Raw genomic sequence first — 24379 nt, forward strand, 5'->3', positions numbered from 1 at the left:
ATTAAAATAGGATTTATGATCTAATTACTGAAAAAGCAGATGCCCGATTCGTGCTATTAATGAAGGAATAAACGATTGGAATTTCATAAAATTGAAGGGTTTAGAGTTAGCTAAATCGCTTTAAAAAACACAAGCCAATCCGTAAATAGTCGGATTGGCTTGCTAATTATTATTGTAATCTAATCAAAAAAATCGATTACTGTTTTATGTTTTTCAATCGAGTTATGGAAAATATTTTAATGGCATTCCCTTCTTTGGTCAGTAACTTTTCGTCCTTAAAATCGGCCAACATTCGGCTGATGGTTTCATTTGCTGTTCCTGCTAATGCTGCTAGGTCATCACGGGAAATCTTGATGGTAACTTCATCGGATGCAGGACCAGATTTCTCTGCTACATTCACTAAAGCATTAGCCACCCGCTTGCGGACAGAATCGTAAGCAAAACCTAACATTTGCTCTTCCTTTTCTTTAATATTTTGAGAAAGGACTTTAATTAATTTAGCCGCAATAGCTGGTTTTTTATACAACAACTCGAAGAAATTATCCTTATGAATTAAAGCGATTTCAGCATCCTCTAAAGTAGAGGTATTATCGCCGTATTTATCATTCAGAAGAATGGATTCTAAACCAAAGAATTGATCTTCCACATAGATATTGGTGGATAATTCGCGACCATCCTTATAATTCAAGAAAGATCTAACCTTTCCTTTTTTGATGTAGTAAACATATACCGGGGTATCGCCGGCTTCATAGATCGTTTGTTTCTTTTTAATAGACTTTACGCGACCATGATCAGCTAAATCTTGCAACAGATAGGCTTGTTCTTGTTCATCGAGTCTAAAATTCTCAGGCGAAGGGACAGCCTTTGCTTGGATTTGTGCTCGTTTTTTAAACCTGCTCTCAATGGCATTTAGCAATTCCAGGTCATCGAAAGGTTTTGTGAGGTAATCATCAGCCCCCATTTCCATGGCCTTACGTATATCTGCTTTTTCAGTCTTGGCGGTCAAAAAGATGAAGGGGATGTCTTGGGTAGCTTCATTTTTGCTCAGCATATAAAGCACACCATAGCCATCCAATTCAGGCATCATGATATCACAAAGGATCATATCTGGGCGAAATTTCAAGGCCAGGTCAACACCGGTCTTACCTTCCGGTGCCACCATGACGGTATATTCACCGGTTAGTTCCAAGATTTCAGCTGTACTTTCCCGGATATCCAGGTTATCTTCAATGATGAGTATTTTTCTTTTTTCCATTGTTATTGGATAAAATTCATTTTAAAAATAGCGCCTTGGTTCACCTCAGACCAATATTCCATCTTACCACCCATCAATTCAACATAGCGTTTAACGATGTTTAATCCCAAACCAGTACCAGGAATATTTCCAGTGTTATTGGCCCGGAAGAATGGTTCAAACAAATTGATTTGATCTTCTTGAGGAATACCTATTCCATTATCTTTAACGGTTACCAAAAGGCTATTGTCCCCAATTTCGGTATTAAATTCTATAAATGTATCCTCCCCGGAATATTTAATAGCGTTGGAGACTAGGTTAATAATACTGTTTTTTAATAGGTTAGGATCAATATGGAAGGACGATATTTCACCGGTATGCTGGTAAATGATATGTTGATTTTTCTTGCAGATCATTTGCATTTCTTCGGCGATTTCTTCTCCTAATTGAACAATGTTTACATCGGATTTATTGACCAATACCACACCAGCCTCTAGCTTTTCCAGATTAAGGAAATCATTGAGGATGGTATTCAGTAGCTGTACGGAGCTTTTAATCCTGTTGGTATGTTTTTCAATAGGTCCATATTCCGATTTTTCGACATATTTATCGATCAACGATGCGGAAAGCTGAACCGAACTCAATGGTGTTCTAAATTCATGCGAAGCCATGGAAACAAAACGTGATTTCAGTTGATTTAGTTCCTTTTCTTTTTCCAAGGATACACTGACATCAGCTTTTGCTTTTTCCAGTTCCGAAACCAGTTTGATCAGATCTTTCGTTCTTTCACGAACTTTGAGTTCTAATTCCTGGGTATGTTTCTTCAATTCAATTTCGGCTTGCTTTTCTTTGGAAAGGTCGTGTACAAAGCCCGTAAAAATCTTACGGTCTTTATAGAACACTTCACTTACCGCCAGTCGGAAAGGAAAAGTAGAACCATCTTTACGAAGTCCTCGCACTTCACGTCCAATACCTATGATTCGCTTTTGACCAGTTTCTTCGTAATTGGAGATATAACGGTCATGATTGGACCTATCAGGTTCAGGCATCAGCATGGAAATATTATTTCCGATAACCTCATCTGCATCATAGCCGAAAAGCTCTAATGCAGCGGGGTTAATGCTTTCTACTATTCCTTGTTTATCAATGGTAATAATGCCATCTATGGCATTTTCAATGATTGCTTCGAGTAGTTTGGCGGTTTCCACAGGCCTGAAATTATTTAACCAATTTTTTGTATTTAATTCTCTTCGGACCTACATCTCCTAAGCGCTTTTTACGGTTCTCTTCGTATTCTGTGTAGTTTCCTTCGAAGAAGTAAACTTGCGAGTCGCCTTCAAATGCTAAAATGTGAGTACAAATACGGTTTAAGAACCAACGGTCGTGGGAAATAATTACCGCACATCCACCAAAGTTCTCTAATCCTTCCTCCAATGCACGAAGTGTATTTACGTCGATATCGTTGGTAGGCTCATCCAGAAGCAATACGTTAGAACCTTTTTTCAAGGTAATTGCTAAATGGACGCGATTTCGCTCACCGCCTGATAACACAGATATTTTCTTTTGTTGATCAGCACCATTGAAGTTAAACTTAGAAACATAAGCTCTGGAGTTTACCGGACGGTTACCTAAAGTGATATTCTCATTACCATCGGTAATATTTTCCCAAACAGATTTATTAGGATCTAAGTCATCGTGCATTTGATCGACATAACCTAATACTACGGTCTCTCCTACTCTGAAGGTACCTGTATCTGGTTGTTCTTGCCCTGTAATCAAACGGAATAAAGTGGTTTTACCAGCTCCATTCGGACCAATAATACCCACAATACCTGCAGGAGGTAAAGTGAAGCTTAGGTTTTCAAATAAGATACGATCGCCGTATGCTTTAGAAACGTTATTGGCTTCAATAACGACATTACCCAAGCGAGGACCTGGAGGGATGAAAAGTTCTAATTTTTCTTCACGCTCTTTGGTTTCCTCTGAGGCTAATTTTTCATAATTATGTAAACGTGCTTTTGATTTGGCATGGCGAGCTTTAGGTGCCATTTTTACCCACTCCAATTCACGCTCTAATGTTTTTTGACGTTTTGTTTCTTGTTTTTCTTCTTGTGCTAGGCGTTTAGCTTTTTGATCTAACCAGGACGAGTAATTTCCTTTCCAAGGAATTCCCTCACCGCGGTCAAGTTCTAAGATCCATCCAGCAACATTATCCAGGAAGTAACGGTCGTGTGTTACTGCGATTACCGTTCCTTTGTATTGTTGTAAGTGCTGCTCTAACCAGTCGATGGATTCCGCATCCAAGTGGTTGGTTGGCTCATCGAGCAATAGAACGTCAGGTTCTTGTAATAATAAACGACATAAAGCCACCCTTCTACGCTCTCCCCCTGACAAATTGGCAATTAATGCATCTGGTTCTGGACAACGTAATGCATCCATCGCACGTTCTAATTTGCTATCTAATTCCCAAGCGTTTGTAGCATCAATAATATCCTGAAGTTCACCTTGTCTTGCCAATAATTTATCCATTTCATCGGCATTTTCATAAACCTCTGGCAGACCAAATTTCTCATTAATTTCTTCGTATTCCTTAAGAACAGCAGTAGTTTCTGCTACACCTTCTTCAACGATTTCTTTTACGGTCTTTGTAGGATCTAATTCGGGTTCCTGTGCTAAATAACCTACAGAATAGCCTGGAGAGAAAACGACTTCACCTTGGTACGATTTATCGATTCCCGCTATGATCTTTAAAAGAGAAGATTTACCGGAACCATTTAAACCAATGACCCCTATTTTAGCTCCATAGAAGAAAGAAAGATATATATTTTTGAGTACTTGTTTAGAAGGCGGGTGGATCTTGTTGACACCGGCCATTGAAAAGATAATTTTCTCGTCTGACATAAGGATGATGAAACTTTTTTCACAAAGATAATAGAATTACTGACAAATTGATAGTTTTAGGGTAATGGTCTAATTGTTGATAAATATTAATCGGTAACAAATGGGTGTAAACTGTATTTTTAGTACATTTATAGAATTATCACCCGATTTAACAGAGAAAGGAATTTAATGGAAGCAAAATTTTCACCCCGGGTCAAAGATGTGATCTCCTACTCACGGGAAGAAGCTCTTCGCTTACGGCACGAATACATAGGTACAGAACACTTATTATTAGGGTTGATACGTGAGGGCGACGGAGTGGCGATCAAGATATTGAAGAATATCGGCGTAGACATGGCAGCTGTTCGGCAAGCCATAGAGGAGGCCGTAATGGGGCCTTCTGTTTCTCGCACATCGATTAGCAATATGCCGCTGACCAAACAGGCAGAAAAGGTATTGAAGATTACCTATTTGGAAGCTAAAATATTTAAAAGTGATATCATCGGAACGGAGCATTTATTATTAGCCATCCTACGTGATGAGGATAATATTGCCTCGCAGATTTTATCGCAGTTCAACGTGACTTACAACGTATTTAAAACAGAGGTAGAGCAAAGTGCTACCAACATCACAGACGAGGCTTCAAATACACCTTCAGGTGGCGATGAAGACTACAATGAGGAAGAATCACAATTTACTACTCCGAAAAAAGTATCGGATATCAAATCAAAAACTCCGGTATTGGACAACTTTGGTCGTGATTTGACTAAAGCTGCAGAGGAAGGTAAGTTGGATCCAATCGTAGGTCGTGAGAAAGAGATTGAGCGTGTGTCACAGATTCTTTCGAGAAGAAAGAAAAACAATCCGATTTTGATTGGTGAGCCAGGTGTTGGTAAATCAGCAATCGCAGAAGGTTTAGCATTGCGTATTATTCAACGTAAAGTTTCTCGTGTGTTATTCAACAAGCGCGTGGTTACTTTAGATCTAGCTTCATTAGTTGCAGGAACGAAGTACCGTGGTCAGTTTGAAGAACGTATGAAGGCAGTGATGAATGAATTGGAGAAATCACCGGATGTTATCTTGTTTATTGACGAGATCCACACCATCGTTGGTGCTGGTGGTGCTTCAGGTTCTTTGGATGCATCCAATATGTTTAAACCTGCTTTAGCACGTGGAGAGATTCAATGTATTGGTGCCACTACTTTAGATGAATACCGTCAGTACATTGAGAAAGATGGTGCATTGGATCGTCGTTTCCAAAAAGTAACGGTTGAACCAACTACCTACGATGATACGATTGAGATCTTAAACCGCATCAAGGATAAATATGAGGAGCACCACAATGTAACTTATACGCCAGAGGCTATTGAAGCCTGTGTTGCCTTGACTACACGTTATATCACGGATAGATTCTTACCAGATAAAGCTATTGATGCTTTAGATGAATCTGGATCACGTGTTCACTTGAACAATATCCATGTTCCGCAGAGCATCATTGATATCGAAGATAAGATTGAGGATGTGAAGCTGGAAAAAAACAAAGTTGTTCGTTCGCAGAAATACGAAGAAGCAGCTAAGTTACGTGATACTGAGAAAAAACTAATTGAAGAATTAGAGAAAGAAAAAGCGGCTTGGGAAGCAGAGACTAAAACCAAGCGTTATACCGTAACGGAAGACAACGTGGCAGAGGTCGTATCGATGATGACTGGTATTCCAGTACAACGTGTTAGCCAAACCGATAGTCAGAAGTTATTGAACATGGGCGAATCCATGAAAGGCCGTATTATTGGTCAGGATGATGCTGTTCAGAAACTGGTTAAAGCCATTCAACGTACGCGTGCTGGATTAAAAGATCCTAAAAAGCCAATCGGTTCCTTTATTTTCTTAGGTCCAACAGGTGTGGGTAAAACAGAATTAGCTAAGGAATTAGCAAGATTTATGTTTGATTCAGAGGATGCCTTAATTCAGATCGACATGAGTGAGTACATGGAGAAATTCGCTGTATCTCGCTTAGTTGGAGCGCCTCCAGGATATGTTGGTTATGAAGAAGGTGGACAATTGACGGAGAAAGTTCGTCGTAAGCCTTATGCTGTCGTGTTATTGGATGAGATTGAGAAAGCTCACCCAGATGTATTCAACTTGTTATTACAAGTATTAGATGAAGGACAATTGACAGATAGCTTAGGTCGTAAGGTTGACTTCCGTAACACCATCATCATTATGACTTCGAATATTGGCGCACGCCAGTTGAAGGAGTTTGGTCAAGGTGTTGGATTTACAACAGCGGCAAAAGAAAGCCAAGCAGATACGCATTCAAGAGGTGTTATTGAAACCGCATTGAAACGTGCATTTGCACCGGAATTCTTAAACCGTATCGATGATGTAATTGTCTTCAACTCGTTGAATAAAGATCATATCTTCAAAATCATTGATATTGAATTGAAAGCTTTATTCGCACGTATCGAAGGATTAGGTCACCCTATTGATTTAACTGAAAAAGCGAAGAACTACATTGCTGAAAAAGGTTATGACAGTAACTTTGGTGCCCGTCCATTGAAACGAGCAATTCAGAAATACTTGGAGGATCCTATTGCAGAAGAAATCCTAAAAGGAGTAATGAAAACCGGAGACACCATCGTGGTTGATTACAATGAAGAGAAGCAAGAAATTGTGGTAACTTCTAGAGCAAAAGATGAGAAAGATGATTCTTCATTAGCTTCTGAATCAAAGGATAACAAGAAGAAAGACTAATTTTTAAGAGTCAATTTTTATAAAATTACAGGGCGGATGTTAGGCATCCGCCCTTTTTTATGGCAAACTTTTTGCAACATGGCTTAAACTATTTTGTATTAATATTGTCATAACCTGTAAGAAACAAATAAGAAACACTAAAAAACACTCTCATATGAAAAAACTTTTATTAGCTCTCGCAATAGGAACTGCATCTTTAGTAAGTTTCAGTTCATGCACCAAGGAAACCAACAATTATACTAATGGTTATAGCTATGTATATACTGTTGAATCTTCGCAATGGAAAGCAATTCCCGAAGCAAATCGCCCAACCTACGAAGTTGTCATTGATGTTCCTGATTTAGATAAACAATACTTCGAAGATGGTGAAGTGAGTGTAGCAGCATTATTTGCTGGGAATCCAGACTTTTACGAAATAATACCAGGGTCTATTGGTGACTATCATTTTAGTGCAAACTATGGTATTGGTTCAGTAGCTGTTTATGCGGAATATCGCGGACCTGGCTCTGCTGTAAAACCAGAGAAAATGCTAGTCAAAATAGTATTAACGGATGCTCTTCCTGGAAACTAACAATATAAAAATCGATTAATATAAAGGGGTGGTAAAATTACCGCCCCTTTCTTATTTTTTAATATAGCTTATTTCAGCATTTCTTTAGCATGCTGAATGGCTGTTTCTTCAGGTTTCGCCCCACTAAGCATTTGGGCTATCTCTAAGACGCGTTCTTGCTCATCCATTAAGACGATGTTCGATTTAGTTTTAGCGCCTTTATCTTCTTTATATACCTTAAAGTGACTATTTCCTTGAGATGCTATCTGCGGTAAATGGGTAATGCTAATGACCTGCATATTTTCAGCAAGTTCTTCCATCAACTCCCCTACGCGTAAAGCGACCTCTCCAGAAATACCTGTATCGATTTCATCAAAAATAATGGTTGGTAGAGCGGACGTCTTTGCAACCAAAGACTTGATAGCAAGCATAACGCGTGAAAGTTCTCCACCTGAAGCCACTTTATGAATAGGTTGAAGGGACTGCCCTTTATTGGCGGAGAACAAGAAAGCAACTTCATCTTGTCCGGTAGATTTAAAATCAGCTAGTTTCTTTAAATCGACTTTTAATTGTGCATGTGGCATTCCAACTCTTGCCAAAACGGCTGTCACTTCTTTCTCCAGTATCTGGGTAGCCTTAGTTCGATTCTTAGATAGTTTATCGGCTTTAGCTTGAAGATTTTCAAACAATTTGGCAATATTTTTCTTTAGTTCATCCAGTTTTTCCTCTTGTGTGCTCGAGTCGACTAATTTAGCTTCCAATTCATCCTTAAGTTGAATCAAGGATGCTACTGAGTCCAAGCGGTGTTTCTTCTGGAGATCATATAGTTGCGAAAGTCTTTCTTGAATAATAGAAAGTCTTTCTTCATCCATACTCACCGAATCAGCCAATTGTTCTACCTCCGCATGAATATCTTTTAATTCAATAAGTACGCTCTGAATTCTATCATTTAAAGGTTCAGCAGCGGGTAAATATTTAGCACCTTGTTGGATTGCTGAGGCTGCTGTTTTTAAATTATCAATAATATTGACCTCTTCTTCACCTAATACTTGGCTAGCGGTATGGAATTGGCGTTTGATTTCCTCAGCATTTTCTAATTGAGTTTGTTCAGCTTCCATTTGCTCTTGTTCACCAGATTGCAAGTTAGCCTGTTCCAATTCATTGAATACAAATTGGTGGTAATCGAACTCTGCACTCGACTTGGCAATATCCTCTTCCAGATTCTTTAATGCTGTTAAAGCTTTCTTATAGTTATGATATTCCTTTTTGTAGTCGAACAATAATTCCTGATGCTGAGCTACGGTATCTAATACTAAAAGTTGAAAGGATTCGGTATTTATTTGCAGGGTTGCATGCTGGGAGTGGATATCAATTAGTTTCTCCCCAAGCAACTTGAGGATTTGCAAGGTAACTGGCGTATCATTGACAAAGGCTCTGGATTTTCCATCCGCATGAAGTTCTCGTCGGATGATGGAAGTATTTTCATAGTCTAGGTCCAGTTGCTGAAAAAGATCCTGCAATTCATAGGCTTGAATATCAAAATAACCTTCAATAATACATTTACTGGATTCATCGAAGAAGTGTTTACTTTCAGCGCGATTTCCCAAAATTAAGCCTAAAGCTCCCATTATTATGGATTTACCTGCTCCCGTTTCACCGGTTATAATATTGAGTTTTTTGTCGAAAGTGATATCCAATGCATCAATTAATGCATAATTCTTAATCAGTAATTTACTTAACATGTACGCTTTTGCCTAGTTAAAAAGAACCTAATTCTCTGTACTTCAAATATAGTTATTTCCCCATCGACTGGGAAAATTCTACTTGTTAATATTCTTATTTCTGCACTTAAACTGATATGTTTGTATAGCATGCCAGATTTTAGCAAACAGTTAAGCAAGTATATGCCAGCAGAAGCAGCACCTATCATTTCCGAATGGATTAATGATACCAAATGCCGCTTTAAAGTAACACGATCCAGAAGTTCCAAACTGGGTGATTACCGATCGCCTTTTAAAAACGAACCACATCAGATCACCATTAATCATGATCTTAATCCGTATTCTTTCTTAATCACTACGGTACATGAGTTTGCTCATTTAAAGACTTGGGATTTATATAAGAATAAAGTTAAGCCACATGGTCTGGAATGGAAAAAGAGTTTTAAGGCATTAATGGATGGTTTTATTCGTTTAGAGATCTTTCCTCATGACATTCGTTTGGCGTTAATCCAATACATGAATAACCCTGCTGCATCCAGCTGTACAGACCTGCAATTATATAGAACCTTAAAGAAGTATGATACGCAGGATAAGGGTTTAATTACCATAGACACCTTAGCTGATCTCTCTTATTTTAAGATGCCTAATGGCCGATTATTTCAAAAGCAAGAGAAATTACGCAAGCGGTATAAATGTCTGGAGGTATCGAGCAATAGAATCTATTTATTTCACCCCATTGCGGAGGTTATTCCTGTGGAAGGTGATGTAAAAGCGAGTTAGCATATAATCAACAATTAACTAAACATATGATGAAAACAAGTTATTTTATCGGGGCAGTTGCCCTGCTATCATTTGCTTCTTGTAAATCGGGAAGTACTGGTGGTAATTATGATGCATCGGGTCTTGACTCGGGTGCCATTGCTGCAATCACCGAAGAAGGCTATAAAGGATACATTTCCAAATTAGCATCGGATGAGTTCCAAGGAAGAAAACCTTTTACAAAAAGCGATACTTTAACCGTATCATATATTGAAGAGCAATTTAAAGCATTAGGTTTAGCTCCTGGCAACGGGGATTCTTACTTTCAAGAAGTTCCTATGGTTCAGATTGATGCCAAACCAGTTGACCCTAAAATGACCTTTAAAGGCAAGAATGCTGATGTTACTGTACAATCCTTAGATGATTATGTGATTGGTACTCCACGTATGGAGAGTGATATTAACATCGAAAACACCGAATTGGTATTTGCGGGTTTCGGTATTGTTGCTCCAGAGTACAATTGGAATGATTATGAAGGATTAGATGTCAAAGGGAAAACAGTAGTCGTGATGGTTTCTGACCCTGGACGATACGATAAGAACTTATTCAAAGCAGATACCATGACTTATTATGGTCGTTGGACCTATAAGTTCGAGGAAGCTTCAAGACAAGGCGCTGCAGGTGTCCTCATCATTCATGAAACAGCAGCCGCTAGTTACGGTTGGAATGTTGTACGTGGTGGTTGGTCAGGCCCTCAATTGTCATTGGTACCAGAGAATAAAGGAGCTGATCAAGTTGCTTTTCAAGGCTGGGTAACCTCTGAGACAGCACAGAAGCTGTTTAACGCTGGCGGTATAGATCCAAAAGTAATGGAAGAAGCTAAGAAACCAGGTTTTAAGGCAGTACCAATGAATATCAGTACGAAAGTAGCCTTGAAAAACAATTTCAGAGAATCCAAATCCAATAATGTCCTTGCCACCATCAAAGGCTCAAAGCGTCCAGATGAAACCATCATTTACACAGCACATTGGGATCACTTAGGAATTGGCGAGGTAAGCAATGGAGATTCTATTTTCAATGGTGCTATAGACAATGCTTCCGGTGTTGCTGCCTTATTTGAAATAGCCAAAGCATTCCAAGCTGCCAATGTAAAACCAGAGAGAACAATCGTATTTATGGCTGTTACGGCAGAGGAAGAAGGCCTATTAGGCTCGCAATATTATGCAGAACATCCAATATACCCGCTCAACAAAACTGTAGCTAATATTAACATGGACTCCTTCAATCCTGTAGGTGCCATGAATGGCATTCGAGTTACCGGAACTGGACAAACCGAATTAGAAGATTATGCTGCTAAGTCGGCACAGAAATTCGGTCGTGAGTTAAAACCAGAAGGAAGTCCTACTTCAGGTGGTTTCTACCGTTCTGATCATTTTAACTTCGTTAAAAAAGGTGTACCAGGTCTTTATATGGGAAGCGGAGGTGATTACTTAGAAACCGACACAACTGTTATTAACAAACGCAGCGAAGCATTGGCAGGCCGCTATCATGCAGTAACGGATGAGCTTGATGATAATTGGAATTTTGACGGTATCCTAGCGGATATCCGACTTCATTTTGATATTGGTTACACGCTTTCTATGGAAAAAACCTTCCCTAATTTCAAAGCAAAATCAGAGTTTAAAGAATTAGGCGATAAAAGGCTTTCAAAATAGTATATTTGTGATTGAAATTTAACGAAACTATGCTCAAAGGTATGCTACATCTACATTCAACCCTAGCAATTGTATTGCTTCTAGCCCTAGTAATCGCTATTGTGATTACCTTAATTAACTTCGCAGGAAACAAACCGTACAACCGTAAGATTGCCTTAATTGGTTTAATCAGTGCACACTTGCAATTGGTGGTCGGCTTAATTCTGTATTTCACTTCTAACCGTGGTTTTGCTAACCTATCAGGTGAGACTATGGGAGACAGTGTTTCTCGTTTATATACCGTAGAACACCCAATCGCGATGATTCTATCTATCGTGTTGATCACTATCGGTTATTCGAAATCTAAAAAGATTGCTGATTCTAAGCAAGCAAACAAAACCGTATTGATTTTTTACATCTTAGGTTTGATCCTTGCTTTATCAAGAATTCCTTATGCTACTTGGTCAATCTTAAACTAATCAAGATTCCAAGCGCATAAGCGTAAAGAAATACTCCTATCAAATAAACGGCTGCATAAAATCTATGCAGCCGTTTATTTTTATATCCTGTTCTAAAATAGCAGTCAACAAAAAAGCATCAGGAATACATCCTGATGCTTTTCTTTATATTTCAATATCGAATATTTCTTCTTATTTCTTACCGAAACCTAAGATCGCGAATACTACTTTGAATGCGATAAAAGAAGCGATAATGATAGCGATATTAGCGATCCAAGAGAATACAGAACCCAATTGATCAAGGGCAGGTATTACATCTGGTACAAAGCGAATAAATACACCTACTAAACCGATTACGATTGCAATGGTTAATGTAACATAATATTCTGTACGGTTAGCGTTGTTATCCGTATGTTTTGCTGGTCTTTCTACTGTTGTATTTTCCATATTTGATAAATCCTAATAATAGCTGCACAAATGTACAAAAGTCTTATAGGTATTAAAAATAATATTACAATAAATTAATATGCTAAGGCTTGTTCTAAATCGGCGATTAAATCTTCTGCATCTTCTACCCCTACAGATAGGCGCAATAGATTATCCACTACACCTACTTTTTCACGAATTTCCTTTGGAATAGAACCGTGGGTCATAGTCGCTGGATGATTGATTAATGATTCCACACCTCCCAAAGATTCTGCTAAAGTAAATACTTTAAAGTTCGATGCGATACGGAAAGTTTCTTGTAAGTCAGCACCTTTCAACACGATTGACACCATACCACCAAAGTCTTTCATCTGCTTTTTCGCCAACTCATGTCCTGGATGATATGTAAAACCTGGCCAATAGATCTTCTCTACTTTAGGATGATTTTTAAGGTATTCAGCTACCTGACGACCATTCTCACAATGCGCACGCATTCTCAAATGTAAAGTCTTGATCCCACGTAAAACCAGGAAAGCATCTTGAGGGCCTGGCGTTCCGCCACAAGCATTGTAGTAAAACCACAATTGTTTGTACAGTTCCTCATCATTCATTACTAAAGCCCCCATTACCACATCCGAGTGTCCACCCAAATATTTAGTCACCGAATGCATCACGATATCCGCACCTAAATCCATTGGATTTTGCAAATAAGGCGAAGCAAAAGTATTATCTACTGCATAGCGGATGTTATGCTCTTTGGCGATTTTACCAATACCTTCAATATCGGCAATTTTTAAAGTTGGGTTTGTAGGAGTTTCAATCCAAATTAATTTGGTTTTATCCGTAATAGCCGAACGAACAGCTTCCAAATCCGAAGTATTAACAAACTTGAATACAATGCCTAGAGGTTCATAAACCTTAGTGAATATACGATAAGATCCACCATACAAATCATCGCCAGTTACCACCTCATCCCCCGGTTTCAGTAAGCGAAGTACACAGTCCGTAGCAGCCATACCAGAAGAAAAAGCTAAGCCATATTGCGCATTTTCTAATGCTGCAAGACAATCTTCTAAAGCTTTTCTTGTCGGATTGGTACCACGCGAATATTCATATCCCTTGTGATCACCTGGTGCTTTCTGTTGGTAAGTCGATGTTTGATATATTGGAGTCATCACCGCTCCAGTGGTCGGGTCAGCTTCTTGACCGGCATGAATGGCTTTGGTTGCAAACTTATAATTCATATTATTTTTTATTAATTCTGACTAAGTTATTAAAATTCCAATGGAGAAGGATATTTAAATCGATAATTAAAAATTCGAGGTAAGCGATCTCCATCAACTACCTTTTGAATTGAATCCTGAGGATCAAAGGCAGCAGGTAAATCTAATTGATATTTCTTTGCAGAAGCCAATATAACATCCCTTTTCAATGGATGCTCTGGAGCGACTACATGATAGACAGACTCTGCCAGATCTTGTTCCAAGGATAGGCTTAGTAATTGACAAACATCATCTAAATGAACAAAATTAGCTGGTTGATCACCCGTCGTGCAAACACGACCTTGGAAATACTTGGCAAAAATACGCTGCTTTCCAAATAACCCAGCCAAACGAAAGATGTAGGAATTTGGCAAAAGTCCCATGATATCTTCTGCTAATTTCAACTTAGGGCTCATTCGCTCAGCATCTTTAAAGCCTTCATCAAAGACCCCATCCTCATCTGGAAAGATACCAATGGAACTTAAGAAGATCAATTTGGCATAATTTACCTTCTCCAAATAAGCCTTCACTCGATTAAACCGAGCCTCCAATTGCTCTAAAGAATTCTTATGTGTAGCAGGAATAGAACACAATACAGCATCAAATGCAGGTAAGTCAACCTCATTTATTTCAGTATCCTGATCAAAGTCATGGATATAGGCAAAAATACCATCGGCTTTTAGGCGATGGTATTTTTCCTCATTGGTGCTGGTTGCCCAGACTTGCCAATTATTTTTAAGCTGTAAATGAGCGAACTCCTCGCCTACCCATCCACAACCTAAAATGAGTAATTTTTTCATGTATTAAGCTCGATTAATAAGCCTTCGCAAATAACACGCGTTTAGTGGAAGGTTTACCGGTGAAAATACAAACGCCCTCTTCTTCTTTTGCATCCAAAGGAATACAACGAATAGTTGCTTTTGTCTCTTCTTTCACACGTTTCTCTGTTTCAACCGTTCCATCCCAGTGACAAGAAATAAAGCCACCTTTTTCTTCTAATACCTGCTTAAACTCATCATAAGAATTTACTTCGGTGATGTGTTCATTACGGAAATTAAGCGCCTTCGTGTAAATGTTCTCTTGGATTTCATCCAATAAAGTAACAATGCGAGCAGCTAATCCGGCTTGTTCAACAGTTTCTTTGGTTTGTGTATCGCGGCGTGCTAATTCCACTGTTCCGTTTTGCATATCACGCGCACCAACCGCCACGCGCAATGGCACACCTTTCAGTTCCCATTCTGCAAACTTAAATCCAGGGCGTTGTGTATCACGGTCATCGTATTTCACCGAGATATTCTGTTGTTTTAATTCACTATTTAATTGATCTACGAAAGCATCAATAGATGCTTTTTCTTCATCTGTTTTAAAGATTGGAACAATCACCACTTGAATAGGCGCTAATTTTGGAGGCAATACCAATCCTTGATCATCCGAATGCGCCATAATCAATGCACCCATCAAACGGGTAGAAACTCCCCATGAAGTAGCCCAAACGTAATCTAGCTTTCCTTCTTTGGAAGTAAACTTCACATCAAATGCTTTGGCAAAGTTCTGACCTAAGAAATGCGAAGTTCCAGCTTGTAATGCTTTTCCATCTTGCATTAAAGCTTCAATACATAGGGTATCCAGCGCACCTGCAAAACGTTCATTCTCTGTCTTACGACCACGAACAACTGGAACAGCAAGTGTTCCTTCAGCAAACTCCGCATAGACATCCAACATTTGTGCTGCCTCAGCGATTGCCTCCTCTTGGGTAGCATGTGCTGTGTGTCCCTCTTGCCATAAGAATTCAGCAGTACGTAAGAAAAGACGCGTACGCATTTCCCAACGAACCACATTTGCCCACTGATTAACCAAAATCGGTAAATCACGGTATGACTCAATCCAGCCTTTATAGGTATTCCAGATAATGGTTTCAGAGGTTGGACGAACGATTAATTCTTCTTCCAGTTTAGCTTCCTCATCCACAACGATCTTTCCATTTCCGTCATTTTTCAATCGGTAATGCGTTACTACAGCACATTCTGTAGCGAATCCTTCTACGTGGGAAGCCTCTTTTGAAAAGAATGATTTGGGGATAAATAAGGGGAAATAGGCATTGGAGTGTCCTGTCTCTTTAAAACGCTTGTCCAAGATCGCTTGCATACGCTCCCAGATAGCATATCCGTATGGTTTAATCACCATACAACCCCTTACTGCAGAGTATTCTGCTAGATCGGCTTTGATAACCAGATCATTGTACCACTGCGAATAATCTTCGCTTCGGCTGGTAATTCCTTTACTCATTCTATAAACTAAATATTAATTACGATAATAAAAACGCGGTTCTAAGCACCTTAAGGCTATAATCTCACAAAAATAAAAATATTTCGTAAATTTGAATACCGGATTAAACCCCGCTGTAAAAATTGCGTCTAAGATACTAAATAAAGACTGTATAATCGAACATTAACTGTTTTAGCATCATGAATAACAACAAGATATTATTGGGTGGGTTAGCATTAGCATTTGTCGCTTTTCTAAGCTCCTGTTCGACTAGCCAACGAACAGTATACCGCGACGATGTGTATAATAACCGCGATACACGTACCGTGTATCAAAGCCCGGATTACTACTACACCGATGAGGAAGTAGCGAGTTCTCCATCAGAATCGGCTTATTACGAAGATGAATATTCCGATGAATCGTATGCTGAAGGGCAATACGAAGAGTTAGAATATGCTAATCGTATCAATAGATTTTATTATAACGCTCCTGGTATGGGCTACTATGACCCTTGGTTTGATCCATGGTATGGTTATAGTGGATTCGGCTTTGGCTGGAATAGTCATTGGGGATGGTCATTCGGTATGGGATGGGGTTCTCCATGGTACGGTTCAGCATACTGGGGCTCACCTTACTACGGTTATGGTTGGGGATACCCAAGTTATGGCTATGGATGGGGTGGATATCCTTACTATGGTTATGGATATGGCGGATATTACGGCGGAGGCTATTGGGGTGGAACATCCTATTATAGCCACTGGGGTAATCCAAGCTATAACGTAAGAAATAATGGTGGTCGTGTTTACCGTACTCCGACAGACCGTAGCCAACGTATCTATGGAAACTCTAGCGGAAGCCGTTCATCAGTTATTACTCGTGACCGTTCTGGAAGAATCCAAACAGGTCGTGCAGCAACTGATCGTAGTGCAAGAATTAGCAATGGTTCAAGAACGGATAGTCGTGGTACTGTAAGCAGAAGTAGAGATGGAATCTCTGGTTCTCGTGGTTCGACTTCTAGATCAGAAGGTATCCGTTCAGGATCATCTTCACGTACTGAAGGTATAAATCGTGGATCATCAGGCTCTCGTTCTGAAGGTATCCGTTCAGGATCTTCTACAAACAGATCTGAAGGTATCAATCGCGGTACTACCACACGTCCTAGCAGCAATACGGGTAGAACAGCACCATCTTCTTCTAGAGGTACAATAGATCGTTCGCCTAGTGGCAGATCACAAACTCCGGTTCGTCAATCTGTTCCTTCGCGTCAAACACAACCTACACGTTCTAGTACACCTTCTCGTTCTTATGAACCACCAACCCGTTCATCAGGTAGTTCAGAACGTAGCAGCAGTGGTAGCTTCAGCAGAGGTAGCTCTTCTTCATCTTCTTCAGGTGCAGGAAGTAGCAGCAGCCGTAGCGGTGGAGGCTCTTCTTCAAGAAGTGGCAGCAGACGTTAATTTTTAAAAAAAATACATATAGCCAATATAGAATTATATTGGCTATATTCTTTTCCCCAAATTCAATCATTCATTCTATGAAAAAAAGCATACTCCCATTATCCTTTCTTTTAGCTTTTTCCGTACAACAAGTTGCCATGGGGCAATCTATTTATGACGATGCCAAAATTCTTTCCTTAGATGAGTTAAATGGAACAGCACGCTTTCGTGCTATGGGTGGTGTCAATACAGCCCTGGGTGGAGACATTAGTTCGGTATCCGGAAATCCTGCAGGCTTAGGATTCTTTGGTCAATCGGATGTTTCTGTTTCCCTCAATGTGCTTAACAATAACAATACAACCAATTTCTTTGGCAATAATAAATCAACGAATTACGCCAAATTTGGAATAGATAATGCAGGTATAGTATTGTATTTCCCTACAGCCTACGACCAAAACTATGGTTGGCAAAACCTAAACATTGGTGTAAGTGTTAATCGCCAAAACAATTATTCTGATAAAGTTACCTACTCAGGAATTAACAATCAAAACACCTTAGTACAATACATGACGGATGTCATGCATTCTGCTTCTGGCTTTGCAGCAGATTTCAAAAACTCGTATTTAGTAGAGCAATTTGCAAATCCTGATGACGGCTACTTCCCCACTGTTTTGGAGGCGGCTCCTAAAGGTCAACAAATAGACTTGATTGCAGGAGGCTATAAATACCTAACCAACTTTTCCATTGGTGCCAATTACAGCCATAAATTCTATATCGGAGGTGGCGTGGGTCTATTAGCCTATAAAAACACATACGAATCGAACGTGTATGAGCGTGGATGGACCAAACGTGCTGATGAAATCGCACCGGATAATCCAAATTCTGCCTTTACTAAACCAGGTACCATTCAAAATAAATACACCGACATAAATTACTCCATTAGTGACCGCATTATGAGTGAATCAACGGGCTATGGTGCTAATTTCAATTTTGGTATGATTATAAAACCTACTTGGGATTGGAATATAGGTTTAACTTTTACCTCCCCTACTTGGACCACCATCAAATTCGACGATTATTTGGATACAGAAGTGCATTACTACGATAATGAAACAACAACTTCTGATTTGTATAATCCATACTATTCAAAACCTGATGGAGGATCACGTGATTATTCCATTATCTCGCCTTGGAAAACTGCCTTCGGTTTAACCAAATTCTTTGGTCGAGGACTTCTTTCCGCAGATGTAGAGTATGTAGGTTATAATTCCATCCAATATGTGGATGAATCAGCTGACGCGATGATCGGTTCGGATGTGGAAATTAACGATGATTTGAAGGCAACATATAAAGGTGCTTTTAATTTCCGTGTCGGTACAGAAGTGGTGGTAACTGATCGTTTAACTGCTCGAGCAGGATATAATTATCGTGGTTCTGCATTTAAGGATACCGACAAAGGCAATTCCATCGGTACTATAGGATTAGGATATATCTTTCCTAATGCCATGTATATTGATGTGACAGCCATGCAATATCAAGCTACAGAATATTATCACCAGACGTACAGCTTAGCGCCGCTATGGAAATCAGAAGCTCCTGGTACTGACGTTAAAAACAAACGATTTAATGCAGTTATGACCATCGGTCTGAAGTTCTAACAAGAAGAACATCATAGCAATAAAAATAGGCTCTAGTAATCAAACTAGAGCCTATTTCTTTTCTTTTAAATCGCCTTAAGCATTACGCTCGGAGATCTTACGAACAAAGAGGTTGTAATTTTCATGCTTCTCCACGTAAATTTCCTCACCGGCATCTATAAATCCGTCCAATGCCACGGCATCATACCATACATTGTCAATTTCTATTTTTCCCGCAGGTCTTAATACGGTTTTCGCTACACCAACTTTATTAATCATATTGGTTTTAGTAACAGAAGAGGTATAGCCGCTATCTGATCGTTGTTCATCCTCCAACACCAATCGCTTGAATGCCCTAGATTCCAACATGTTCTTGCCAAAGATAACCATCAATACAATGGCTAAGACCATTGCACCGACTACAATAATAAATGAATTCATCAATAATCCAGGTTGAGTAAGTTTAAAATCAAAATAATCGTTGGCAACCATCGAGAATGCCAATCCGCAAAGCATTAAAATAATACCTGCAATCCCTGCTACACCGAAGCCCGGTATCACAAATATTTCCAAGGCTATCAATATCACACCTAAGATAAAGATGGCAATTTCCCAATTATCTGCTAAGCCTTGTAAATATAGTGGGGCAAAGAATAATGCAGCACAAACCAGTGCAACAAGCAATGCAAATCCAATCCCTGGAGATTGCATTTCAAAATAGATACCGCCAATAATACCAATAATCAATAAGCCACTTACCAGTGGATTAATAAGGAATGCAATCAAATGATCCACCCATGAAACCTGATGTTGTGTAACAGTAGGTTTTGAAAATTGCAGGTCGGAATAAATGTCTACATCACTTTTCACTTCTTTCTTTGCTAGACCAATCTTGACCGCTTCAGCAGTTGTCAAGGTCAGTAATTTACCATCTTCTTTAAGCTCTGGAATGGAAATACTAGGATCTACAAAGGCTTCCGCCATTTTTGGATCCCTACCACGTGCTTCAGCAGTCGCACGCATCAATCCGCGCATATAGGACTGGTATTTTTCAGGTAATACCTCTCCACTTTGATTGACTACGGAGGCAGCACCTATACTAGCACCTGCATGCATGTAAATATAATCCGCTGCTAATGAGATTAATGCACCCGCAGAGGCCGCATTGTTATGAACATACACAATAGATTTAAAGGTATTGTCGTTCAAAAGACTAGAGCGCATGGAATCCGCGAAGTTCAGAGCACCACCAAACGTATTTAGTTCAATGAGTAAATAATCGGCTTTTGTGCTTTTAGCTTGTTGGATAGCCTTTTTTAAGGTACGCCAAGAATTAGGTCCAATGTCCTCTTTAATCTGAACAGAATAAACCTGCTGCGACCAGCCCGGAACGATGTTCAGAAAATAAAGGAACAGAATTCCTAAAATGTATTTTGTAAATTTGTCCATACGTTTTGTCTTAGTGACTTAAAAAATTATCATCTCGGATGACTAAATATACGATAAATAAAGTTTTCGAGAAAGCGCTGGCATCGAATATCTGGAAAATTGAGGTTGACCCTATGCAACCTTTAATTGCAGTGGAAACACGAGATATGGATAGTACAGAAGCTACTTTTCAAGTTTTTGACTTGGAAGGCAACTGTCGTATGTCTCCTTGCCAAGCGGATGGTAAAGAATGGACGCTAGACAGCATACAGGATGGACATCTTATTCTAAAACGCGTAGGAGAACACACACCTATACAAGAAGGTATACAGATCATTGATTCTTCACAGAATAAAACGGTATTCACATCTTATGAATTTATTCTATTGGATGTGTTTTACCGAAAAGTCCATGCTCGACACCGCAGTATTGCCTCCGGTGAAACCATCGCTATTGATATTCTAACAGGACAATACAGTCCCTCACCTGAAAATAAATTTGAAATCTGTCCCAACAAGATACAATATCCAATAACCTACCAGACCAAACCCCACTTTTTAGCGTCTGAGGAAATTGAAGGGCCAATTTGGCTCTCCAAATGTGCTACACACTACCTTTGGTGTTACCACCAAGCGAATGCCGATGGTTTTTCGCTAATTTTAGCTTTGAGCGATTTAAACCGTTTACTAGATCGTCAAGTCATACTTAGTCAAATGGGGAAAATGATCCCGCAGCCTTATTTCCAGATGGACAGACAGCTGTTTTTTATGACTTTTGACAAGCGGGAAATTGTCTCTTATTTAGTATAATTGCAAGAATGATGAATGAATATTTGAATTTTAAGTCTTTTCAAAAGACAATTAGCATATTTTCAACCTGTTTCCTTTTATGTGCTGCTTCCGTAGCAAATGCGCAGTCTACAGGCCAAAGTAAAAAAACAACCCAAATCAATGGACGTACTTTTATCGTTCATACAGTTTCTTCCAAAGACACGTATTATCAGTTGAGTCGTATATATGGCATTCCTGTCAACGATATTATGGCTGCCAATAACAAGAAGAACTTACGTGTCGGCGATACAGTGAACATCCCTTCGGTAAATGCCCTTGTTGCCCCTACTGATACTGTAAAAGATCCGGTAGTAAGCAACAGTCAAGTTACCCTTGGACAACCGACAAACTTGCCTACAGCTAAGATTTTGACTGAATACAAAGTTGGCGATAATGAAACCTTATACTCCATTGCTCGCCGCTTTGCGACAACAGTAGACGATATTAAAAAAATTAATGGCTTAACCTCCGATACCCTTCGTCCTGGTCAAAGCTTAAAAATTCCAGATGGAAAAGTAATTGACCCGCAACCAACGGTAGAATCGACGACAGGCAGAATCCCAATTCCGGAAGAGATGAGTAAAGAGGAAATAGCTTTTGAAACCAATCGTTACGGTATTCGGGAGAAAAAGGAAAAAGGGATAGGCATGTGGATGTCAGACTTAGAATCTTCTGGAAAAAGTAATCTAGCCTTGCACCGCACTGCCCCTGTAGGGACCATTCTAAAAATTACCAACCCATTGACAAAAAGTGTTACCTTTGCCAAAGTCGTAGGAAAATTCTCCAATACTGCAGAAAGCCATGATGCTATTGTCATCCTTTCTAAGTCTGCAGCATCGCATATCGGTGCCTTAGATAAACGTTTTTTGATTGAAATTACCTACGGTGCCCCAATAGAATAGATAGAATACGAATGAGTGAATTGGACAAACCCTATGTCATAGGTATTGCTGGTAGTAGCGGCTCCGGAAAAACATTTTTCCTTAAAAGTTTTTTAGATCATTTCTCCGAAGATGAAATCACCTTGATTTCCCAGGATGATTATTATATCCCCGCAAACACAAAAACAAGAGAAGAAAATCGATTATATAATTTCGATTTACCAACCTCCATTGACAGGGAGACTTTTTACGCGCACATCAAAGACCTTTTTGAAGGACGAACCATCTATAAAGAAGAATATACCTTCAACAATCCAGATATTAAGCCAAAGATGCTTGAAATCAAGCCAGCAAAAGTCTTGGTTGTTGAGGGACTTTTTATTTTCCACTACGATGAAATCAATAGATTGCTGGATTATCGGATATTTTTAGATGCGGAAGAACATATAGCTCTAGAACGTCGTCTCAAAAGAGATTTAATTGAAAGAGGATATGACCACGATGACGTCATGTACAAATGGATCAATCATGTCGTGCCATCTTACAACGAATACCTATTGCCTTATCGGGAGCAATGCGATTTGGTAATCCATAACAATGTCGATGACCCTTTGATCATTCAAACGTTCACAAACGACATCGCCCAAGAACTGAAGAAAAGAATAGGCTAGTTATTTTGAATTAATCTAAATTAACTATATTTGTCTTCATGTTTGAGACAATGATTCGGTTGCAGGTATTGGATAATCTTCCTTTTGAGGATAAAAAAGGTATAAATCCCTTTTCAGACCAAGGTGAGCAGGTTTTTAAGAAATGTTGCAAGAAATACAAACGTGGAAAACGTTGTAAGAAATGCCCAGATAGATTATAATAGCAGTCTTAACTAAGCAATGCGCTGTTACAATTATTCTTAGATTATTCTTTCAAAAAATTAGTCCTCTTCCACAAAATCGAGATCTCGATCAAAACTCTCTTTTAATTTCGTCAAGGCAAATATGGCTATTCCGGTCAACAGGATCATCATAATCATCGCTGCCCAGATAATCCCAAAATACCCAACAAGCACCCCATACAACAAGGTGGAAGGTATCAATGCGCCCCGCACAAAGTTAGGTGCAGTAGTAGTCACTGTCCCTCGAATATTCGTTCCAAACTGTTCAGCTGCTATGGTAATAAATGTCGCCCAATAACCAACGCCTAGTCCCATTAAAAAGGCCAAAATCATAAACGCTTGTTCGTTTATACCTTGCCAAGTCAAATAGATAATGGAAAAAAGTAATATGAGGATTTGGTAAATAAATACTACGCGTTTTCGAGATCGAAAAACTTGCGCTAATATGCCGGCTAAAAAATCACCTAGGGAAATACCCAAATAGGTAAACATTACGCCTTTCCCGGCACTCAATGTGGTTTCTGCATTTAAGGCTTTACCTATTTCAGGTGCTTGTGTGACTAATATCCCTACGACAAACCATATCGGCAATCCAATACATAAACAATAGATATATCGTCTAAAACGTTCTTTATTATTAAACAGGATACTGATTTTCCCTTTTTCCACGCCTAGTTTTTCCAAGTTGGCAAACATTCCAGATTCCAATACACCCACCCGCATTAAGAGCAAGAGCAAACCCATTCCTCCACCTACAAAGTAGGCTGTCCGCCAACTAAACCATTCGGAAATATAATAAGCCAAGATAGCTCCTAATACCCCTACTCCAGCGACAATCATGGTACCATAACCACGCCTTTTCCGATGCATCGTTTCACTTACTAATGTTATTCCGGCACCCAATTCTCCGGCTAATCCAATTCCAGCAATAAAGCGGATAATACCATAGGTTTGGACATCATGCACAAAACCATTGGCAATATTGGCCAAGGAATACAATAATATGGAACCGAATAAAACTTTTAATCGACCATATTTATCAGCCAAAATCCCCCAGATAATCCCTCCAATCAACAGACCTCCCATTTGCATGTTCAGGACATACTCACCTAGATGGCGCATATTGGCCTCTGCAACCCCTAATTCTTGAAAAGAAGGTATACGCACTATCGAGAAGATAATCAGATCGTAAATGTCCACAAAATAGCCTAAGGCAGCTACGAAAACCAATATCCAGACATTCTTTGAGTTTTGTTCGGCACTCATAATTTAGAA

The 24379-nt window shown here is 39.3% G+C and carries 20 protein-coding genes; 10 read left to right on the plus strand and 10 right to left on the minus strand.

Features of this window, described 5'->3' with window-relative positions; translation table 11 throughout:
• Positions 1-196: 196 nt before the first annotated feature.
• Genes ABD676_RS17130 through ettA form a run of 3 tightly spaced genes read right to left on the minus strand, consistent with a single transcriptional unit; the run spans position 197 to position 4135 of the window.
• Complete coding sequence (locus tag ABD676_RS17130) at positions 197-1255, minus strand: response regulator (RefSeq protein ID WP_344675892.1); 1059 nt, start codon at positions 1253-1255, stop codon at positions 197-199.
• Positions 1256-1257: 2 nt separating this feature from the next.
• Complete coding sequence (locus ABD676_RS17135) at positions 1258-2442, minus strand: PAS domain-containing sensor histidine kinase (protein ID WP_344675893.1); 1185 nt, start codon at positions 2440-2442, stop codon at positions 1258-1260.
• A gap of 10 nt (positions 2443-2452) precedes the next feature.
• Positions 2453-4135: an energy-dependent translational throttle protein EttA gene (gene ettA / locus ABD676_RS17140; protein WP_344675894.1), complete on the minus strand. Its 1683-nt coding sequence runs from the start codon at positions 4133-4135 to the stop codon at positions 2453-2455.
• A 168-nt stretch (positions 4136-4303) separates the two neighbouring features.
• Between ettA and ABD676_RS17145 the strand changes: the two genes are divergently transcribed.
• Together ABD676_RS17145 and ABD676_RS17150 are read left to right on the plus strand one after the other, a co-directional pair.
• Positions 4304-6865: an ATP-dependent Clp protease ATP-binding subunit gene (locus tag ABD676_RS17145; protein WP_344675895.1), complete on the plus strand. Its 2562-nt coding sequence runs from the start codon at positions 4304-4306 to the stop codon at positions 6863-6865.
• 154 nt (positions 6866-7019) lie between these two features.
• Complete coding sequence (locus ABD676_RS17150; RefSeq protein WP_344675896.1) at positions 7020-7436, plus strand: hypothetical protein; 417 nt, start codon at positions 7020-7022, stop codon at positions 7434-7436.
• A 68-nt stretch (positions 7437-7504) separates the two neighbouring features.
• Here the strand turns inward: ABD676_RS17150 and recN are convergent, their stop codons facing one another.
• Positions 7505-9157, minus strand: coding sequence for a DNA repair protein RecN (gene recN, locus ABD676_RS17155; protein WP_344675897.1), 1653 nt, complete (start codon positions 9155-9157; stop codon positions 7505-7507).
• A gap of 129 nt (positions 9158-9286) precedes the next feature.
• Between recN and ABD676_RS17160 the strand changes: the two genes are divergently transcribed.
• From ABD676_RS17160 to ABD676_RS17170, 3 genes are read left to right on the plus strand one after another with little or no spacing between them, the layout of a single operon-like run.
• Entirely contained in the window at positions 9287-9916 is a 630-nt protein-coding gene (locus ABD676_RS17160) for a sprT domain-containing protein (protein ID WP_344675898.1), read from the plus strand.
• A 26-nt stretch (positions 9917-9942) separates the two neighbouring features.
• On the plus strand, positions 9943-11610 hold the full coding sequence (locus ABD676_RS17165) for a M28 family metallopeptidase (protein ID WP_344675899.1): 1668 nt from the start codon (positions 9943-9945) through the stop codon (positions 11608-11610).
• A gap of 41 nt (positions 11611-11651) precedes the next feature.
• Positions 11652-12068 (plus strand): hypothetical protein, encoded by a 417-nt coding sequence (locus tag ABD676_RS17170; protein ID WP_344675900.1) that lies wholly within the window; start codon positions 11652-11654, stop codon positions 12066-12068.
• Positions 12069-12239: 171 nt separating this feature from the next.
• Here ABD676_RS17170 and ABD676_RS17175 read toward each other — a convergent pair whose 3' ends face one another.
• The 4 genes from ABD676_RS17175 to proS all read right to left on the minus strand — a co-directional run bounded on the left by ABD676_RS17175 (position 12240) and on the right by proS (position 16021).
• Positions 12240-12494, minus strand: coding sequence for a hypothetical protein (locus ABD676_RS17175; RefSeq protein WP_344675901.1), 255 nt, complete (start codon positions 12492-12494; stop codon positions 12240-12242).
• A 74-nt stretch (positions 12495-12568) separates the two neighbouring features.
• Entirely contained in the window at positions 12569-13717 is a 1149-nt protein-coding gene (locus ABD676_RS17180) for a cystathionine gamma-synthase (protein WP_344675902.1), read from the minus strand.
• A gap of 29 nt (positions 13718-13746) precedes the next feature.
• Positions 13747-14535 carry a Rossmann-fold NAD(P)-binding domain-containing protein gene (locus ABD676_RS17185; protein WP_344675903.1) on the minus strand — a complete coding sequence of 263 codons (789 nt, stop codon included), beginning with the start codon at positions 14533-14535 and terminating at the stop codon, positions 13747-13749.
• Between the two features lie 13 nt (positions 14536-14548).
• A complete protein-coding gene (proS, locus tag ABD676_RS17190) occupies positions 14549-16021 on the minus strand; it encodes a proline--tRNA ligase (RefSeq protein ID WP_344675904.1) in 1473 nt (490 codons plus the stop codon).
• 179 nt (positions 16022-16200) lie between these two features.
• On the opposite strand from proS, the gene ABD676_RS17195 reads away from it, so the two are divergent.
• Together ABD676_RS17195 and ABD676_RS17200 are read left to right on the plus strand one after the other, a co-directional pair.
• The gene (locus ABD676_RS17195) at positions 16201-17457 is read left to right on the plus strand and encodes a hypothetical protein (protein ID WP_344675905.1); all 1257 of its coding nucleotides are present in this window, start codon (positions 16201-16203) and stop codon (positions 17455-17457) included.
• 77 nt (positions 17458-17534) lie between these two features.
• The gene (locus tag ABD676_RS17200) at positions 17535-19094 is read left to right on the plus strand and encodes an OmpP1/FadL family transporter (RefSeq protein ID WP_344675906.1); all 1560 of its coding nucleotides are present in this window, start codon (positions 17535-17537) and stop codon (positions 19092-19094) included.
• 75 nt (positions 19095-19169) lie between these two features.
• On the opposite strand, the gene ABD676_RS17205 is transcribed toward ABD676_RS17200, so the two are convergent.
• A complete protein-coding gene (locus ABD676_RS17205; RefSeq protein WP_344675907.1) occupies positions 19170-20522 on the minus strand; it encodes an NfeD family protein in 1353 nt (450 codons plus the stop codon).
• 38 nt (positions 20523-20560) lie between these two features.
• Between ABD676_RS17205 and ABD676_RS17210 the strand changes: the two genes are divergently transcribed.
• The 3 genes from ABD676_RS17210 to ABD676_RS17220 are packed head-to-tail and all read left to right on the plus strand — an operon-like array spanning position 20561 to position 22883.
• Positions 20561-21310 carry a hypothetical protein gene (locus ABD676_RS17210; protein WP_344675908.1) on the plus strand — a complete coding sequence of 250 codons (750 nt, stop codon included), beginning with the start codon at positions 20561-20563 and terminating at the stop codon, positions 21308-21310.
• A gap of 8 nt (positions 21311-21318) precedes the next feature.
• Positions 21319-22233, plus strand: a complete 915-nt coding sequence (locus tag ABD676_RS17215) for a DPBB and LysM peptidoglycan-binding domain-containing protein (RefSeq protein ID WP_344675909.1) — start codon at positions 21319-21321, stop codon at positions 22231-22233.
• 11 nt (positions 22234-22244) lie between these two features.
• The gene (locus tag ABD676_RS17220) at positions 22245-22883 is read left to right on the plus strand and encodes a uridine kinase family protein (RefSeq protein WP_344675910.1); all 639 of its coding nucleotides are present in this window, start codon (positions 22245-22247) and stop codon (positions 22881-22883) included.
• A gap of 260 nt (positions 22884-23143) precedes the next feature.
• On the opposite strand, the gene ABD676_RS17225 is transcribed toward ABD676_RS17220, so the two are convergent.
• On the minus strand, positions 23144-24370 hold the full coding sequence (locus ABD676_RS17225; RefSeq protein WP_344675911.1) for an MFS transporter: 1227 nt from the start codon (positions 24368-24370) through the stop codon (positions 23144-23146).
• Positions 24371-24379 lie beyond the last annotated feature (9 nt).

Origin of the sequence: Sphingobacterium kyonggiense (assembly GCF_039536825.1) — a bacterium.
In the GTDB taxonomy this organism is placed as follows: Bacteria; Bacteroidota; Bacteroidia; order Sphingobacteriales; family Sphingobacteriaceae; genus Sphingobacterium; species Sphingobacterium kyonggiense.

Coding starts and splice junctions, on each gene's coding strand:
- ABD676_RS17165 (WP_344675899.1), top strand. CDS start 9,943: ATGATGAAAACAAGTTATTTTATCGGGGCAGTTGCCCTGCTATCATTT.
- ABD676_RS17185 (WP_344675903.1), bottom strand. CDS start 14,535: ATGAAAAAATTACTCATTTTAGGTTGTGGATGGGTAGGCGAGGAGTTC.
- ettA (WP_344675894.1), bottom strand. CDS start 4,135: ATGTCAGACGAGAAAATTATCTTTTCAATGGCCGGTGTCAACAAGATC.
- ABD676_RS17205 (WP_344675907.1), bottom strand. CDS start 20,522: ATGGACAAATTTACAAAATACATTTTAGGAATTCTGTTCCTTTATTTT.
- ABD676_RS17170 (WP_344675900.1), top strand. CDS start 11,652: ATGCTACATCTACATTCAACCCTAGCAATTGTATTGCTTCTAGCCCTA.
- ABD676_RS17150 (WP_344675896.1), top strand. CDS start 7,020: ATGAAAAAACTTTTATTAGCTCTCGCAATAGGAACTGCATCTTTAGTA.
- ABD676_RS17220 (WP_344675910.1), top strand. CDS start 22,245: ATGAGTGAATTGGACAAACCCTATGTCATAGGTATTGCTGGTAGTAGC.
- ABD676_RS17180 (WP_344675902.1), bottom strand. CDS start 13,717: ATGAATTATAAGTTTGCAACCAAAGCCATTCATGCCGGTCAAGAAGCT.
- recN (WP_344675897.1), bottom strand. CDS start 9,157: ATGTTAAGTAAATTACTGATTAAGAATTATGCATTAATTGATGCATTG.
- proS (WP_344675904.1), bottom strand. CDS start 16,021: ATGAGTAAAGGAATTACCAGCCGAAGCGAAGATTATTCGCAGTGGTAC.
- ABD676_RS17130 (WP_344675892.1), bottom strand. CDS start 1,255: ATGGAAAAAAGAAAAATACTCATCATTGAAGATAACCTGGATATCCGG.
- ABD676_RS17200 (WP_344675906.1), top strand. CDS start 17,535: ATGAAAAAAAGCATACTCCCATTATCCTTTCTTTTAGCTTTTTCCGTA.
- ABD676_RS17225 (WP_344675911.1), bottom strand. CDS start 24,370: ATGAGTGCCGAACAAAACTCAAAGAATGTCTGGATATTGGTTTTCGTA.
- ABD676_RS17210 (WP_344675908.1), top strand. CDS start 20,561: ATGACTAAATATACGATAAATAAAGTTTTCGAGAAAGCGCTGGCATCG.
- ABD676_RS17175 (WP_344675901.1), bottom strand. CDS start 12,494: ATGGAAAATACAACAGTAGAAAGACCAGCAAAACATACGGATAACAAC.
- ABD676_RS17145 (WP_344675895.1), top strand. CDS start 4,304: ATGGAAGCAAAATTTTCACCCCGGGTCAAAGATGTGATCTCCTACTCA.
- ABD676_RS17160 (WP_344675898.1), top strand. CDS start 9,287: ATGCCAGATTTTAGCAAACAGTTAAGCAAGTATATGCCAGCAGAAGCA.
- ABD676_RS17215 (WP_344675909.1), top strand. CDS start 21,319: ATGATGAATGAATATTTGAATTTTAAGTCTTTTCAAAAGACAATTAGC.
- ABD676_RS17195 (WP_344675905.1), top strand. CDS start 16,201: ATGAATAACAACAAGATATTATTGGGTGGGTTAGCATTAGCATTTGTC.